The sequence below is a fragment of the Mycobacteroides immunogenum genome (genome assembly GCF_001605725.1).
GTDB lineage: Bacteria > Actinomycetota > Actinomycetes > Mycobacteriales > Mycobacteriaceae > Mycobacterium > Mycobacterium immunogenum.
Map to the genome: position 1 here is coordinate 5,138,134 of NZ_CP011530.1, position 14,475 is coordinate 5,152,608.

The window sequence follows — 14,475 nt, forward strand, 5'->3', positions numbered from 1 at the left end:
TCACAGCCCCGTCCGCGGGAACATCATGATGTAGAGCTGGCTGATCGCGACGTTGACAACCATCAACAGCAAGATCGACTCGACCACCGCGGCATTCACGGAGTTCGCAACACCGATGGGTCCGCCCCGGGTGGACAGACCCTTCTGACACGACACTACGGCCACGATGGCGCCGTAGATGATGGCCTTCACCACCGCCAGCACCATGTCATCGGGGGTGGCGAAGGATGCGAATGTGGACACAAAACTGCCGGGTGCGCCACCTTGCCAGTAGACGTTAAACAGGTATGCACCAAGGAATCCAACGAAGCAGACCACTGCGGTCAGCGCCACCGCGATCATGATCGCCGCCGCGAATCGGGGCACCACCAATCGCCGAATCACCGAGACACCCATAACCTCCATGGCGTCGGTTTCTTCACGCATGGTGCGCGAACCGAGATCGGCTGTGATCGCCGAACCCACTGCCGATGCCATCAACACCGCTGCCACCAAAGAGGCCGCCTGCCGGATGATTGCGATGCCACTGGCTGCCCCCGCCAATGACGTCGCACCCACTTGTCCCGCGAGCAGGGCAAATTGGATCGACAGAGTGACACCGATCGGCAGGGTCACCAAAATGACCGGCATGACGGCGGTGGCGGCCTGGAAGGCACCCTGCCTGACGAATTCCTGCCATTGGAACTGCCCGGTGAACAGATCGACGAAGAACCACTGGATCGTGCGGACGCCCAGCATGAACTGTTCCCCGACCGTGCTCAGGGACTCCAGCGGGTGGCGTCTGACATATCCGGTGGCCCAGTCCTGGATTGCCGCGGCGCCGTCATCGGCCGCCACTCGTCCGCCGGGTGCTGTCACGACGCACCCAGACACAGCGCACGACGCATTCCAGACTCCTCGGTGAACCGGCATTCGCTGGCGCACGAAGGGCTGCGGCGCCAATGAGCGTTGACGATAAATGATCAATCGTTAATTGAATAGTCGGTCATATTCTAAATCACACCGATCGGTGTACTGTGAGTAGAGTCACATGTAGCGAAAAGTGATAGCGGGCCCGTCTGCACCCACGCCGATTCCGCAGCGAATTACGTAGTGAACACGGTCTTTTGGGGGCGTTCTCAACCCTGAAGCCGGTCCGGCTGGTTGCCGCCGCGCCACCACACCCGCATTGCCCAAAATCGCCCCGGATTGCCGACCACCGGCCGCTACCACCGAAGCACCAGGTCCCGCATCACTGCTCCCGACGCGTACCCTCATGCCTGAGCTGTTTGCTATATGCACATATGTAGATAGCTCGCGGCCGCGGGCCTACTCGTCGAGCCCGTGCTCTATCGCGTATCGCGTCAGCTCCACCCGATTACCCAGCTGCAGCTTGCGCAGGGTCGATTGCACATGGTTCTCGACGGTCCGGTGACTCAGCGAGAGACGGGTGGCAATCTGTTTGGCACTCAATCCCTTCGCCACGAGCCGCAACACCTCGGTCTCTCGATCGGAGAGTCGGGGGGGCTCGTCGGCATCCGTGACCGGCGCGCTCGACATGCGCCGGAATTCACCGAGCACCAGCCCGGCCAGACCCGGTGTGAACACCGCCTGCCCCTTGGCGGTGGCCTTCACCGCGTCGATAAGCTCCACGGCCGAAGCACTTTTGACCAGGTAGCCGGTTGCGCCAGCCTTCACAGCTTCCAGCACATCCTCACGTTCAGCGGACGCCGAGAGCACCAAGATATGACTGTCCGGCGACGCCGCCAGCACCGCGGCGGTGGCCTGCGCGCCGTCTCCGTCCGTCAGCTGCATATCCATCAACACCACATCGGGTTTCACCGTCGCCGCGATCCGGCCCGATGACGCGACACCGTCAGCGGTGGCCACCACCCGCAGCCCAGCCGCCTGCAGGTCACGAGAAACCCCGTCCCGCCACATGGGATGGTCATCGACGACCATTACCGAAATCTGTTCTTGCCCAATTCCTTCTGTCATACCCCCACCTCCTGAGACTTGGGAACCGTGATCTCCCATTCGGTGCCGGCTCCCGGGGCTGTCTCCAGCAAGACGGCCCCGCCCAGGTCTGCGACCCGGCCCAGAATGGACCGAGACACCCCCATCCGCCCTTCCCGCTCGGCTTGATCCAGCCTCCCGTCGGCGATACCGCTGCCGTCATCGCGCACCGTCACCACCACCGAGTCCTCCAGGTCCTCGATCAACACGTACGCATGCGCTTCCGGTCCCGCGTGCAACGCCACATTGGACAATGCGCTACGCACCACAGCCGCCAGTTCACTGGCCATGTGCTGGCCGATCAGCACCGGTGAGCCCGGGGCGGAGACAGAGACCGTGGTGCTGGCTTGCGTGCGTAGCAGCGGACGCAGATCCACCAACTCGTCGTCGGCGAAGGTCGTCTGGGTCGCACCGGAGATGAGCTCGCGCAGCGCGATCTCCTGTTCTCCCGCGATGGCGGCCAATTCAGCCGTCGGACCGCCGATCTCGGTGCCCCTGCGTTTCACATAGGACAACACCTGCAGCACCCCGTCATGGACTTGACGGGACAGTCGTTCGCGCTCGATCGCGGCCGCGGCCGCCCGTTCGGCGCGCCTCAGCTCGTGGAAGGTGCGCTTCGCGGTGGTCGACGCCGCCCCGATCGCGAGCCCCACCACCACCAATGCCGGCATGGTGGCATCGAGCCATAACGCGCTGACCGGCAGTCCACGCGCGGCAATGCTGATCGCCGCCAGCACGAAACCGGAAATGACACCGGCGAGCTGCCCCCGCAGCAAGCCCATCGACACCACCGCGTTGGCTACCCACAGCGTCGTCGGAAGGGTTTGGTGTCCGCTGTACCACTGGACATCGACGACCAAGCGCCCGGCGAGCATCAGCGCGATCACTATCGCCTGATCGCACAGCACCACCTGCCAGCGCCGGAACCAGTTGCGCGACAACGCGACCGCCGCGAATCCCGTCCATATCGCCATCCCGGCATACAGTGCCCAGCTCAGTCCCTGCCGGTCATAGTGGGTATACGAGGCCAATTGCGATGCCAGCAGGGCATACCCGAAACTGGCCAACCGGAACACTTGTGCGGCACGCCAGAGCGACGCTGTGGGATCGCTACCGCTCATCCACCGTGGGACGGTTCCGTTTCCGGATGCCATGTGAATTCGTCAGTCCTTGGGCGGAGCCGGGCCCAGCTCCGGCACTCCGTTGCCGGGCTTGGCGCTGACGGCAGGTGGCCCGCCATCGCGCACCATCTCCGGATCGAAGACTTCCGCTTCCTCTTCCCCTTCAAGGAGATACGGATCATCGGAATCATCCGGTTCGATGAGCGCGCGAATCGCGGTATTGAGCACCGCGACCGTGGGTACCGCGAGGAGCGCTCCGATGATGCCACCCAACACACCGCCCGCGGCGATGGCCAGCACCACGGCAAGAGCATGGATCTGAACGGCGTGGCCCATGATGAGCGGCTGCAGCACATGGCCTTCCACCTGCATCACCACGATGACGATGATCAAGATCATGGCGGCGGTGAAGGCGCCCTTGGTGATGAGCGCGATGAACACCGCGACGAACCCGGAGATGGCAGCACCGATGATCGGGATGAAGGCCCCCAGGAACACCAGCGAGGCGAGGGGAAGCGCAAGCGGCACACTGAAGGCCGCGAGCCCCACGCCGATACCGATGGCGTCAACCAGTGCCACCGCCACGGTGGCGCGCACGTAGCCGATCAGCGATCCGAAGCCCAGGGCCCCGGCCCGGCGCACCCGCGGCCGCACCGCCGTCGGGAAGATCCGGGTGACAAACTCCCAGATCTCCTTGCCGCCGTACAGAAAGAAGATGGTGGTGAAAAGGGTCAGCACGGCGCCGGTGATGATCTCGGTGACGGTGGTAGCCGTGGCCAGCGCTCCGCTGGTGACCTTGCCCTGGTTGTCCTTGATGGTGTTGACCAGTGCGTCGCCGGCCTTGCCGATCTGATCCTCGCTGATGTGAAACCGGCTGTGTATCGCCCAGTTCTTCAGCGACTCGATGCTGTTGGTCAGCTGAGCCGACAGATCCGGCAGACCCTTGATGAATTGGTCCACCACGAACGTCAAGATCCCGACGATCGCCGCGGTGCCGGTGAGCAGCACCACCACCACCGCCAGCGAGCGCGGAATCTTGCGCCGCTGAAGGTAATTGACCGTCGGAACCAACAGCGCCGAGGCCATCAGCGCCAACAGCAGCGGGATGGTGATCGTCTTGAGGTGCCAGAACAGCCACAAAGAGGTGAGCCCAAAGGCAAGCAGCACCAGCAGGCGCCAGGCCCACGCCGCCCCCTTGCGCACATACGGATGAACCGACTCGGCGGCGTCAACGTGCGTCATGGGGCGAGCCTAACCCAGCAACTATCCCTTGGGCGCGGGCTCGGCCAGCACCTCCGAGAGCCACTTCACCACCAACTCGGGCTGCTCGTCGACGATGAAGTGCCCACAGTTCGGCACTTCGGTGATGTTCAGATCGTCGGCATGGTCCTTGAAACCATCGAGCAGCGAGGGGTGCACGGCCACGTCGTCGAGCCCGAACAGCACCCGCACCGGCATGGTGAGCTTCTGGTCGTCGTAGGGGCCGCGCGCGAGGTTGGCGAACTCCTTGCCCACCATGGACCGGTAGATCTTGGACCCGGCGACGCGGCGGTCGCGATCACGGAAACAGCTCCGGAAGAAGTCCACCGACTCCTTGGGCATACCGCTGCGGCGAATGAACCACCACAGAGTCGGCGACAGGTGGGAGAGGGGCCCGACGACCGGAGCTCCCACCACGAGCTGGTAGGCCAGCTTGTGGGCATGCCGGGCCACCCGGCCTGGCTGCTGCCATACCGGCGGAATATTGAGCACGGCCAGCCGCCGAATGCGCGACGGTGCCTTCAGCGCGACCAGCTGAGCCGTCCAGCCGCCCCAGTCGTGACCCACCAAGTCAAAGGAATCGAGCCCCAGCGCGTCGGCCGCGGCCAGCACGTCGGAGGCGAACTGCTCCTTCTCGTAGCCGGCCGGAGCCACCTCGCTCCAGCCCGCACCCCGCAGGTCCATGGCATGCACCCGATACCCGGCAGCGGCCAAGGCCGGGATCACCTTGTGCCACATGAACCAGTTCTCGGGCCAGCCGTGCAACAACACCACTGGTCGTCCATCCTGCGGGCCGGCGACGGCCACGTGGATTTTCACGTCCCCGGCTTGCACGTACTGGTGCTCCACACCATCGAGAGCGGGCATGCTGCGCTGCGTCATGGACCGAACCCTACCGCGCAGTAGGTTCCGTGGCACCACCGTCCCCAGAGCACTCACGCCAGCCCAGCCTGGGCATACGCATGCTGCGGGGCAACAAGAACTGGCATGCTTCGTCATGTCGGAGAAATCGGAGTACAACGGGAGTAGACCGATCGGAATACCTGGGTGATGGAACGGCTGCGCGAATGGTTTCGGGCCATGCATGTGCTGGGCCCCCGTTGGACGGTGTTCGTGGCATCGATGATCGGTATCAACGGCGCGGCCGCGCTCGCACTGTTCTATTTCCTGCGCAACGTCATGCCGTTCAAACGGCCGGCCGACGACTGGATTTTCGAGAACGGTCCACCCATCTTCTGGGTGATCTTCGGCTTCACGCTGCTTACCAGCGTGAGTTGGGCGCTACACATGGAACACCGCCTGGCACGCTGGTACTGCCGGGGTGGGCCGCCGACAGCACTCGAACTCCGCACCGCTCTCACGGCTCCACTGCAACAGTCACTGGTTCACCTCGCACTCTGGGCGGTCGGCGCCGCCATCTTCATCGGGGCCGGCATCGAGCACGATTCCAAGTGGACGCTGGCGACCATCATCGGCAGCACCCAGGCGGCCGCCGGAAGTTTTGGGTTGACCTACCTGCTGGGCGAGCGCATCTTGCGGCCCATCGCAGCAAAGGCGTTGAGCGCCAGTGAATTCCACGGAAGATTCGCCCCGTCGGTGTTCGTCCGAATCCGGCTCAGCTGGTGGATCGGCACCCTGTCGCCAGCGATCGGCGTCATCGCCCTGTGCGGTATGGCAGCCCTCAAACCCGATGACCTGACGTCCATCAGGGCACTTGCCATCACCGTCGTGGCCATCGTCTCGTTCACCTTGGTCGGCGGTTACCTGTTGGCCCTGCTCACCGCGGGACAGTTGGCCGACCCGGTGCGCCAGCTGCGCACCGCCATCAATGAGGTGGCCCAAGGCAATTTCGACGCACGCGTCGAGGTCTATGACGGCAGCGAGCTCGGCGTACTGCAGGCGGGATTCAACCGGATGATGCAGGTCGGCGAGGAGCGCCGCCAGCTGCGTGAACTCTTCGGCAAGCATGTGGGCGCCGACGTCGCCAGCCAAGCGCTGCAACTGGGCACGAATCTTGGCGGCGAAAGTCGTTATGTCGCAGTGTTCTTCGTCGATATGATCGGGTCGACCTCGATGGCCGCCGATCGCGACCCCGAAGAGGTCCTCACCATCCTCAACGACTTCTTCCGCATTGTGGTGGAGGTGGTCGACAGCCGCGGCGGATTCGTCAACAAGTTCGTGGGAGATGAGGCACTGTCGGTGTTCGGCGCCCCGCTACACCGTCCGGATGCCACCACCGCATGCCTTGCCGCCGCCCGCGAGTTGCGCGAGCGGCTCAGCGAGGATTTCCCGCATCCGTTCGAGTTCGCGATCGGCGTCTCCGCAGGGCTGGCAGTCGCCGGAAACGTGGGCGCCACGGAACGCTACGAGTACTCGGTGATCGGCGATCCGGTGAACGAGGCCTCCCGCCTGACCGAGCTCGCCAAACATCGGCCCAGCCGGCTGTTGGCGTCCACCAACGCGCTGTATTTCGCCGACCCCGACGAACAGAAACACTGGGATCACGGCGACTCTGTGCTGCTCCGGGGCCGCACCAGGGCGACACACCTGGCGTGGCCTGCGGGAACCTGAAAGAAGTGACCAGCCTACGCCGTTACTGTGGTGCCCGTGCCCCCGTCCGACGACCGAGATCGTGACCGTCTCGAGGGCGGCTGTACGCCGCCCGACCGAAACGGCCCGGATTCGTGCTCGGACGATCCCGAAGCGGACACCGCTCCCCAACCCGTCATCAAGCGCCGCGGAAAGTACTGGTGGATCCGCTGGGCGATCCTGGCCGTGCTGGCGATTGTGCTCGCGGTGGAAATCGGGTTCGTCTCCGACCAGCTGGACCGGGCCTGGCGCAGCCTGAAGACCGCGAATCCCTGGTGGGTGCTGGCGGCGGCGCTGGCCGCGATGGCGTCGATGCACAGCTTCGCCCAGATCCAGCGGACGCTGCTGCGCTCGGCAGGCGTGAAGATCCGGCAGTGGCGTTCCGAGGCCGCCTTCTATGCGGGCAACGCGTTGAGCACTACCTTGCCGGGCGGGCCGGTGCTCTCGGCCACCTTTATCTATAGGCAGCAGCGCCTGTGGGGCGCCACGCCGGTGGTCGCATCGTGGCAGCTGGTGATGTCTGGGGTGCTACAGGCGGTCGGGCTGGCCATCCTGGGCCTCGGCGGCGCCTTCCTGTTGGGCGCCAAGACCAACCCGTTCTCCTTGATCTTCAGCATCGGTGGCTTGCTGGCCATTCTGGTGCTGGCTCAGGCAGTGGCCTCTCGGCCAGAGATGCTCGACGGCATCGGCGTGCGGGTCTTGCGCTGGGTCAACGACCTTCGCGGCAAGCCGCCGATGATGGGCGTGGCCCGCTGGCGCGAGATGCTCAAGCAGATGGAGGCGGTGACACTGACCCGCCGCGCCCTCGGTGAGGCATTCGGCTGGTCGTTGTTCAACTGGATCGCCGATGTGGCCTGCCTCGCCTTCGCCGCGTACGCGGTGGGCAGCCGCCCCTCGTTGGTCGGTGTCATGGTGGCCTATGCGGCGGCGCGTGCCGCCGGATCGGTCCCACTGATGCCCGGCGGTCTGCTGGTGGTCGAGGCATTCCTGGTACCCGGTCTGGTGACCTCCGGGATGACGCTGCCCGACGCCATCTCGGCGATGCTCATCTACCGCGCGGTCAGCTGGGTCTTTATCTCCGCGATCGGCTGGGTCATCTTCTTCTTCCTGTTCCGCGACGAGAGCCAGATCGATCCGGACGCGAAGCCCGGGTCGGCGAAGGACCCCGAACCCGACGCCGGAGCTGCGCCGGACGCACCGCCGAAAAATTCTTCGGATCCCCCGAAATAAAGCGGACCTCAGTCCGGTTAGCATGAGTGTCCGACCCAAACTTGAGGAGCACTCATGACCACCACTACCCCCGCACTCGCCGCCGGAACCTGGACCATCGACCCGGTTCACTCCGATATCACCTTCTCCGTACGCCACCTGGGCGTATCGAAGGTCCGTGGCTCATTTACCGACTTCAGCGGCGAAATCACCGTCTCCGAAGACGGCACCCCCTCGGTGACCGCCACCATCGACGTGGCCTCGGTGGACACCCGGAACGACCAGCGCGACACCCACCTGCGCTCGGCCGACTTCTTCGACACCGACAATCACGCCACCGCGACCTACCGTTCCACCTCAGTGCGTGCCGACGGCGAGGACTTCATCGTCGACGGCGAGCTGACCCTGCACGGCGTCACCCAGCCCGTCGCGTTGAACCTGTCCCTGGAAGGCGTGGGCCCCGGAGTACAGGGCGGCAGCGTCGCCGGGTTCGAAGCCAGCACCACCATCAACCGCGGCGATTTCGGCATCAACGGCGGCGCCGGCCTGGTCGGCGAGAAGGTCACGCTGACCTTCAACATCGAAGCCGGCCACCCGGAGGCACCCTCCAACTGATCGCCCGCGCGGCACCCGCTACGGTCGGGGAATGCCCAGCGCACAACCGGATTCACTCGCGAAGAAGCCGGCGACATCGGTACTGCTTGCCGTGGTACTGGATGTCGTCGGCATCTTCGTTTTCTGCACCATCGGTCGCCGCAGCCATGCCGAGGGCATCACATTGCTCGGTGTGTGGCAGACGGCCTGGCCGTTCCTCGCGGGCGCCGGGGCCGGCTGGGCGCTCAGCAGGGGCTGGTCGCGCCCGGCGTCGATAACACCCACCGGCATCACGGTGTGGGTCTGCACCGTGCTGTTCGGGATGATCTTGCGCAGGCTGAGCAACCAGGGAGTGGCATTCAGCTTTGTGGTGGTGGCGTCACTGGTCACCGCGCTGTTCCTGCTGGGCTGGCGCGCGATCGCCGCCCGCGTCTCAAAAAGCTGAAGAACCCCGTCAGGATCTCGTCAACACGCTTGGATAGCCACCCGGCGCACACGCAAGCTGGCGGTATGGAAGGTCTCGCCGCTGTGCTGGTGCCCCTCGCCGGCTATGCCGCCGTACTGCTGTCGGTGCGCTATCTCAATCGTCACGACGACATCGCCGCCGCGACAGGCCAGGAAGCCGTCAACCGCTAGCCCCTAAAACGCCGAGTGCGAGCCCGGCGCGGGAATCTGAGAATCCCGTGCCAGGCTCGCACTCGATTTACGTAGGTGGGTCCTAGACGCGCGGTCCGGGCGCGGGGCCCGTCCCCACGGGGCCGGCCGGAGCCGCCGGTTGCACCGGTCCCGGCGCCGGACCGGGTCCCTGTGGGAAGTTCGGCGCGGCCGGTGCGGGCGCCTGGTTCTGGATGGCCGACTGCACTGCCGGGTTCTGTACCAATGCCTGGGCTGCCGGGTTCTGCGCCACCTGCTGAGCGGCCGGATTCTGCGACAGCGCCGTCAACAAGGCCGGGTTCACACCCATGGCGGCCGGGTTCAGGCCACCACCGTTGACCACCTGCGCCAGGTCCAGCGGCAGACCGCACTTGGTGCGCAGCTCATTCAGCGGTGCGGCGATGCCACCCAGCGAGGCGGCGACATCGGGACGCGACACCAGGTAGCTCTGCGTCTTGGTGGCGATCTGATCCTGCGGCGCGGCCTTGATCTCGGTGAACGCCGCATCGACGTCCGGATGCTGCTCCAGATACGTCGCCGCGTTCTGCACGACGTTGCCCACTGTCTTGGTCATCTTGCTGGCCTGGCATCCGTCCGGGGTGGGTGTCGCCGGATTCACCGTCGCGGCGGCCGGAGCAGCAGCGTTGGCAACGGGTGCGGGCGCGGCGGGAACCGCCGGAGCCGGAGCGGGAGTCGGGGGGACCGGTTCGGCCGAGGCAATCGGTGCCAGGGCGCTCATCGCGAGCCCGCCAGCGAGAACACCTGCGCTCAGCAAGCCATAGGCCGCGCGCCGCGAGGTTGTGGCTGACATGACATTCCTCCTACTTGGTTGCGGGATTACAGCCAACGTATCGAAATCGGGCGCCATTTCGAAACACGGGCGCGCGCCTTCACCAGAGCGTTACCCACTCTTTATCGTCGGCCAGATTCTGATTTTCAAGATCCCGTTTTTGATCCGCCACAACGTTGCCAGAGAGCGCGAAGAGCACGTCCAGCCACCACTCGTTTTTCGCCAAGGCGGGCTGTTAGTAAACACGTCACCGCAGGTTGTCGCGATATATACAGACAGGGGGCGAGGGTGGTCGCGTTGCTGTAGCATCACGACCACGCCACAGGAGACTGCGTGCGTCACACCGAACGACAGGAATCACCGTGCAGTCAGTCATGATGCGCACCAGCGACTACCTCCGTAGGTACCGATGGTTGACCGTCGCTGTCTGGCTGATTCTTATTGTCGCCGCAGTAGGACTGGTGGCGGGCCGGGGCGAAAAGCTCACCGGTGGCGGATTCGAGGTGGCGGGATCGCAGTCACTGAAGGTGCACGATGCGATGGAGACCGGCTTCCGGGAGCACGGCGCCTCCCCCCTCGCACTGGTCGCCGCACCCCGTCCCGACGCAACGGTGTCCGATATGACCGCGGCCGTCGACTACCTCAAGCAGGTGGCCGCGCAGATCCCAGAAGTCTCCATCGAGCCCATCCCGCCGCAGCTGACCCCGCAACCCGACCGTCCGTTCGTGGTCACGCTGCGGATTGGCTTCGACAACACCGGCGCCACCGATATCGCCAAAAGCCTTCGCAAAAAGATAGGTGTGCAGGGCGGTCAGCCCGGGCAGATCGCCGGGGGCCGGGTATCGCTGTATGTGATCGGTCAGGGCGCGCTGGGTGCCGCGATGACCGAACAGATCGCCGGTGACATCAAGAAGGCCGAGAAGTGGAACATCCCGGTCATCCTCATCGTGCTGATCGCGGCCTTCGGATCTCTTGCCGCGGCGTCGCTGCCCTTACTGCTGGGCGTGTGCACGGTGGCCCTGAGCGTGGCGATAGTTCTCGCCCTGTCGAATATCACCACCATCTCGGTGTTCGCCCTGCCGACGGTCACCATGATCGGCCTCGCCGTCGCGGTGGACTATTCCCTCTTCATCCTGATGCGCTACCGCGAGGAGCTGAACTCCGGCAAGAACCGGCAGGAAGCCATCGCGGGGGCCATGGCCACGTCCGGGCTCACCGTCACGCTCTCCGGTCTGACGGTGATCGCCGCGCTCGCCGGTATCTACCTGATCGGCACTCCCGCTCTGGCATCAATGGCCTCCGGCGCCATCATCGTGGTCGCCATCGCTGTCCTTACCTCCACCACGCTGATGCCCGCGTTGTTGGCCATCTTCGGCAAGGCCGCCGCCAACCAGTCCAGATTCCTGCGCGTCTCGCCGCTGCGCAAGCATTCAATACCGTTCTGGCGCAAGTGGACCCAACAGGTGATGCGCCGGCCATGGCTCTCCGCACTGGGCGCCTCTATATTCCTGCTCGCGCTGGCCGCACCCAGTCTTCAAATGCATGTCTCCAATAGCATGCTGCGCCAGTTCGATTCGTCGCACGAGATCCGCCGAGGAATCGATGCCGCGGCCGTGGCGATGGGGCCGGGCGCGCTCGGACCGGTCCAGGTGCTGCTGACATTCAAGGATGACGCGGCAGGCACGGACCACGCACAGGCGCTGGCGACCGCCAAGGAGACGATCGCGCAGGCCCCCAACATCGCGCGGGTTTCCGACGTCTCGTTCTCCTCCGGCGGCCACGACGCGCTGATCTCGGCGGTGCTGTCGGTGGATCCCGAGGCGAACGCCGCACGCGACACCGTCAGCTGGCTGCGCACGAATGTGCCCGATGCGCTCAAGAATTCGGGTGCCGATATCAATGTGGGCGGCCCGACGGCACTGCTGTTCGACTACGACACCCGCGTTGAGCACTCGCTACTGGGCGTGTTCGCCTTTGTCTGTGTCCTGGCATTCGTGATGCTGCTGGCCACCCTGCGATCACCGGTGCTGGCGCTCAAGGGCGTGGTGATGACGGTGCTTTCGGTGGCCGCCGCCTACGGCAGCCTGGTGATCGTCTTCCAATGGGGATGGCTGGAATTCCTGGGCTTCCACAAGGCCAATATCGACAGCAGCATCCCGCCGTTGGCGCTGGCGCTGACCTTCGGTCTCACCATGGACTACGAGATCTTCTTGCTGGCCCGCGTACGCGAACGGTATCTGCGCACCGGGGATTGCGGTGACGCCGTGTCCTACGGGGTCCGCACCAGTGCACGCACCATCACCAGTGCCGCGCTGATCATGATCGCGGTGTTCATCGGATTCGCCTTCGTCGGAATGCCGTTGGTGGCGCAACTGGGCGTCGCGTGCGCGGTGGCGATCGCCGTCGACGCGACAGTGGTGCGGCTGGTGCTGGTACCTGCGCTGATGGCGATGTTCAACAAGCGCAACTGGTGGCTGCCGGGATGGCTGGATCGCATACTCCCGACCGTTGACTTCGAAACCCCCTGTGTTGATGAGCTTCCCGGACCGCATAGCGAAAGCGCGCTGCGACTTCAAGGATCCGGCTTCGAAGAGCCGCGCATCGACTACCACGCCATCGCCGTCTCTGCCGCACGGCTCAAGCGCCTCGCCGACGGCGGCACCGTCACCGCACCCGACACGCAGGCCGTGCTCGCCGACCGCTGGCGCGACAACTTGACTGTGGCCCTCGAGGCCTTGCAGGCCGGCAAAAACGAAACGGACACCGACACGGTCGCCATGCCGGGTCCTCTGTCTCGGGTCACGCCGGTGGAAATCACGCAGGTGAAGCTGCCGACAGGACAGAACTGCGTGGTGCCCACCGATGCCGAAGCCCTGCGCATGCAGGGGCTGCTTTTGATGCGCCGCAACGCCGGGCGCGATTACGCCGAGTTCGCCAGGCTCGCTTCAACGATGGAGCCACGAACGGCGGCGAAGGTCCTCGCCGGGATCGATCAGCATTACTGTGTACAGTCCAATCAGAGGTGGGTTTCCAGTCAGCTGGTACGCCGGCTCGCTGACCCGAAACCTGGTGATGGTGCGATGGAATCCCTCACGGTGCGCAGGCAGTGCCTGTCCGTGGCGGTGGCGATGTTGGAGGATGCGAGGTGACGGTCACGAGCGACGCGCCAGCCCTCTCCCCCGAAGTGCCCGATGAGCCTTCGGGATCCGGCGCCACCGACTCCGCCCAGCCTGAGCAGCCCGCACGCGCTGACAAGCCGGTCACTCACTGGACCACCGCCGAGATACTGGGCGCCCTGCAAAGCGGCGATCTCTCCGACTGGCAGGCGATCGTTCACGCGCTCAAGCGCGATCCGTTCGGCCGTACTGCCCGCCAGGTCGAAGAAGTGGTGGGCTCCGATGAGCTCTACGGCATTTCGACCGCGCTGCAAGAAGTTCTCATCCGGGCCCGCGATGACCTTGCCGAGGCGGAGCGGCGCGAGGCCGCCAACGAGATCAACCTGTTGTTCGAGGCATCGGGCCTGCGCCAGGCCGAATTTGCCTCACGCATAGGTGTTCCAAGTGGCGAGCTTGCCGGGTATCTGGCGGGTAGCAGCAGCCCGTCGGTCGCGATGCTGGTCAGGATGCGACGTGTGGCTCGCCGGTTCGGGCGCACCCGGCCGCGCGGATAGCCCAGGCGCACGCACCGCCGGTTACATCCGGGTACCTGCGTACCCAATGTCAGTTCCCTGGGAGCATCCCGATCGTTATGGCAGGGTGCCTGAAATCGGCCTAACCTCGGTCCCATGAGCGACGAGACGAAATCCGACGAAACGACCGGCGTCATCAGTACGCCCACTGCCCCACCCCCACCCGCGCCGACGGCTCCAGCCGGGCCGCCGAAGCCTCCCCCCACCAACGTGGGCTGGGCGGTGGCCTCCGTTATCTTCTTCTGGCCGTTGGCCTTCAGCGCGTTCACCAACGCCTTGAACGTCACCCAGTTCTGGATCACCGGCCAATACGACAGGGCACAGGAATCCTCGGACCGCGCCAAACTGCTCGGCAAGATCGCCCTGCTGACCGGCCTGGTGCTGTTGTTCTTGTTCATCACCCTGCGCATCGCATGTGCCATCTGGTGGCACACCCACGGTGGTGGCGGCTGGGGACACCACGGCGGCGGCTGGCATCGCAGCTGGGATGACGGGTGGAACGGCCCCGGCCCGATCGGACCTATGGGCCGTCCCGGCCACGACAACTAGATCCGGCGGGCAGGAGCGAAGCGACT

The 14,475-nt window shown here is 65.1% G+C and carries 14 protein-coding genes; 8 read left to right on the forward strand and 6 right to left on the reverse strand.

Annotated elements, in window-relative coordinates; translation table 11 throughout:
• From ABG82_RS25400 to ABG82_RS25420, 5 genes are all read right to left on the reverse strand, one after another.
• Nucleotides 1–858: an MlaE family ABC transporter permease gene (locus ABG82_RS25400; protein ID WP_043076241.1), complete on the reverse strand. Its 858-nt coding sequence runs from the start codon at nucleotides 856–858 to the stop codon at nucleotides 1–3.
• A 450-nt stretch (nucleotides 859–1,308) separates the two neighbouring features.
• On the reverse strand, nucleotides 1,309–1,941 hold the full coding sequence (locus ABG82_RS25405; protein WP_162269281.1) for a response regulator: 633 nt from the start codon (nucleotides 1,939–1,941) through the stop codon (nucleotides 1,309–1,311).
• A gap of 32 nt (nucleotides 1,942–1,973) precedes the next feature.
• On the reverse strand, nucleotides 1,974–3,149 hold the full coding sequence (gene macS / locus ABG82_RS25410; RefSeq protein ID WP_043076239.1) for a MacS family sensor histidine kinase: 1,176 nt from the start codon (nucleotides 3,147–3,149) through the stop codon (nucleotides 1,974–1,976).
• Between the two features lie 9 nt (nucleotides 3,150–3,158).
• Nucleotides 3,159–4,358 (reverse strand): AI-2E family transporter, encoded by a 1,200-nt coding sequence (locus ABG82_RS25415; protein ID WP_043076238.1) that lies wholly within the window; start codon nucleotides 4,356–4,358, stop codon nucleotides 3,159–3,161.
• Between the two features lie 21 nt (nucleotides 4,359–4,379).
• A complete protein-coding gene (locus ABG82_RS25420; RefSeq protein ID WP_043076237.1) occupies nucleotides 4,380–5,258 on the reverse strand; it encodes an alpha/beta fold hydrolase in 879 nt (292 codons plus the stop codon).
• 165 nt (nucleotides 5,259–5,423) lie between these two features.
• On the opposite strand from ABG82_RS25420, the gene ABG82_RS25425 reads away from it, so the two are divergent.
• The 5 genes from ABG82_RS25425 to ABG82_RS29190 all read left to right on the forward strand — a co-directional run bounded on the left by ABG82_RS25425 (nucleotide 5,424) and on the right by ABG82_RS29190 (nucleotide 9,404).
• The gene (locus tag ABG82_RS25425) at nucleotides 5,424–6,947 is read left to right on the forward strand and encodes an adenylate/guanylate cyclase domain-containing protein (RefSeq protein ID WP_078343629.1); all 1,524 of its coding nucleotides are present in this window, start codon (nucleotides 5,424–5,426) and stop codon (nucleotides 6,945–6,947) included.
• Nucleotides 6,948–6,974: 27 nt separating this feature from the next.
• The gene (locus ABG82_RS25430; RefSeq protein ID WP_043076236.1) at nucleotides 6,975–8,195 is read left to right on the forward strand and encodes a lysylphosphatidylglycerol synthase transmembrane domain-containing protein; all 1,221 of its coding nucleotides are present in this window, start codon (nucleotides 6,975–6,977) and stop codon (nucleotides 8,193–8,195) included.
• Between the two features lie 54 nt (nucleotides 8,196–8,249).
• The gene (locus ABG82_RS25435; protein WP_043076235.1) at nucleotides 8,250–8,789 is read left to right on the forward strand and encodes a YceI family protein; all 540 of its coding nucleotides are present in this window, start codon (nucleotides 8,250–8,252) and stop codon (nucleotides 8,787–8,789) included.
• 31 nt (nucleotides 8,790–8,820) lie between these two features.
• The gene (locus ABG82_RS25440; RefSeq protein WP_043076234.1) at nucleotides 8,821–9,213 is read left to right on the forward strand and encodes a DUF3054 domain-containing protein; all 393 of its coding nucleotides are present in this window, start codon (nucleotides 8,821–8,823) and stop codon (nucleotides 9,211–9,213) included.
• A 65-nt stretch (nucleotides 9,214–9,278) separates the two neighbouring features.
• A complete protein-coding gene (locus ABG82_RS29190) occupies nucleotides 9,279–9,404 on the forward strand; it encodes a hypothetical protein (RefSeq protein ID WP_052510913.1) in 126 nt (41 codons plus the stop codon).
• 82 nt (nucleotides 9,405–9,486) lie between these two features.
• Here ABG82_RS29190 and ABG82_RS25450 read toward each other — a convergent pair whose 3' ends face one another.
• Nucleotides 9,487–10,233: a hemophore-related protein gene (locus ABG82_RS25450; protein WP_043076233.1), complete on the reverse strand. Its 747-nt coding sequence runs from the start codon at nucleotides 10,231–10,233 to the stop codon at nucleotides 9,487–9,489.
• 353 nt (nucleotides 10,234–10,586) lie between these two features.
• Between ABG82_RS25450 and ABG82_RS25455 the strand changes: the two genes are divergently transcribed.
• From ABG82_RS25455 to ABG82_RS25465, 3 genes are all read left to right on the forward strand, one after another.
• Nucleotides 10,587–13,361: an MMPL family transporter gene (locus ABG82_RS25455; protein WP_043076232.1), complete on the forward strand. Its 2,775-nt coding sequence runs from the start codon at nucleotides 10,587–10,589 to the stop codon at nucleotides 13,359–13,361.
• Nucleotides 13,358–13,882: a helix-turn-helix domain-containing protein gene (locus tag ABG82_RS25460; RefSeq protein WP_043076231.1), complete on the forward strand. Its 525-nt coding sequence runs from the start codon at nucleotides 13,358–13,360 to the stop codon at nucleotides 13,880–13,882. Before ABG82_RS25455 ends, ABG82_RS25460 begins: the two co-directional genes overlap by 4 nt.
• A 114-nt stretch (nucleotides 13,883–13,996) precedes the next feature.
• Nucleotides 13,997–14,449, forward strand: coding sequence for a CD225/dispanin family protein (locus ABG82_RS25465; protein ID WP_043076230.1), 453 nt, complete (start codon nucleotides 13,997–13,999; stop codon nucleotides 14,447–14,449).
• Nucleotides 14,450–14,475: the final 26 nt, after the last annotated feature.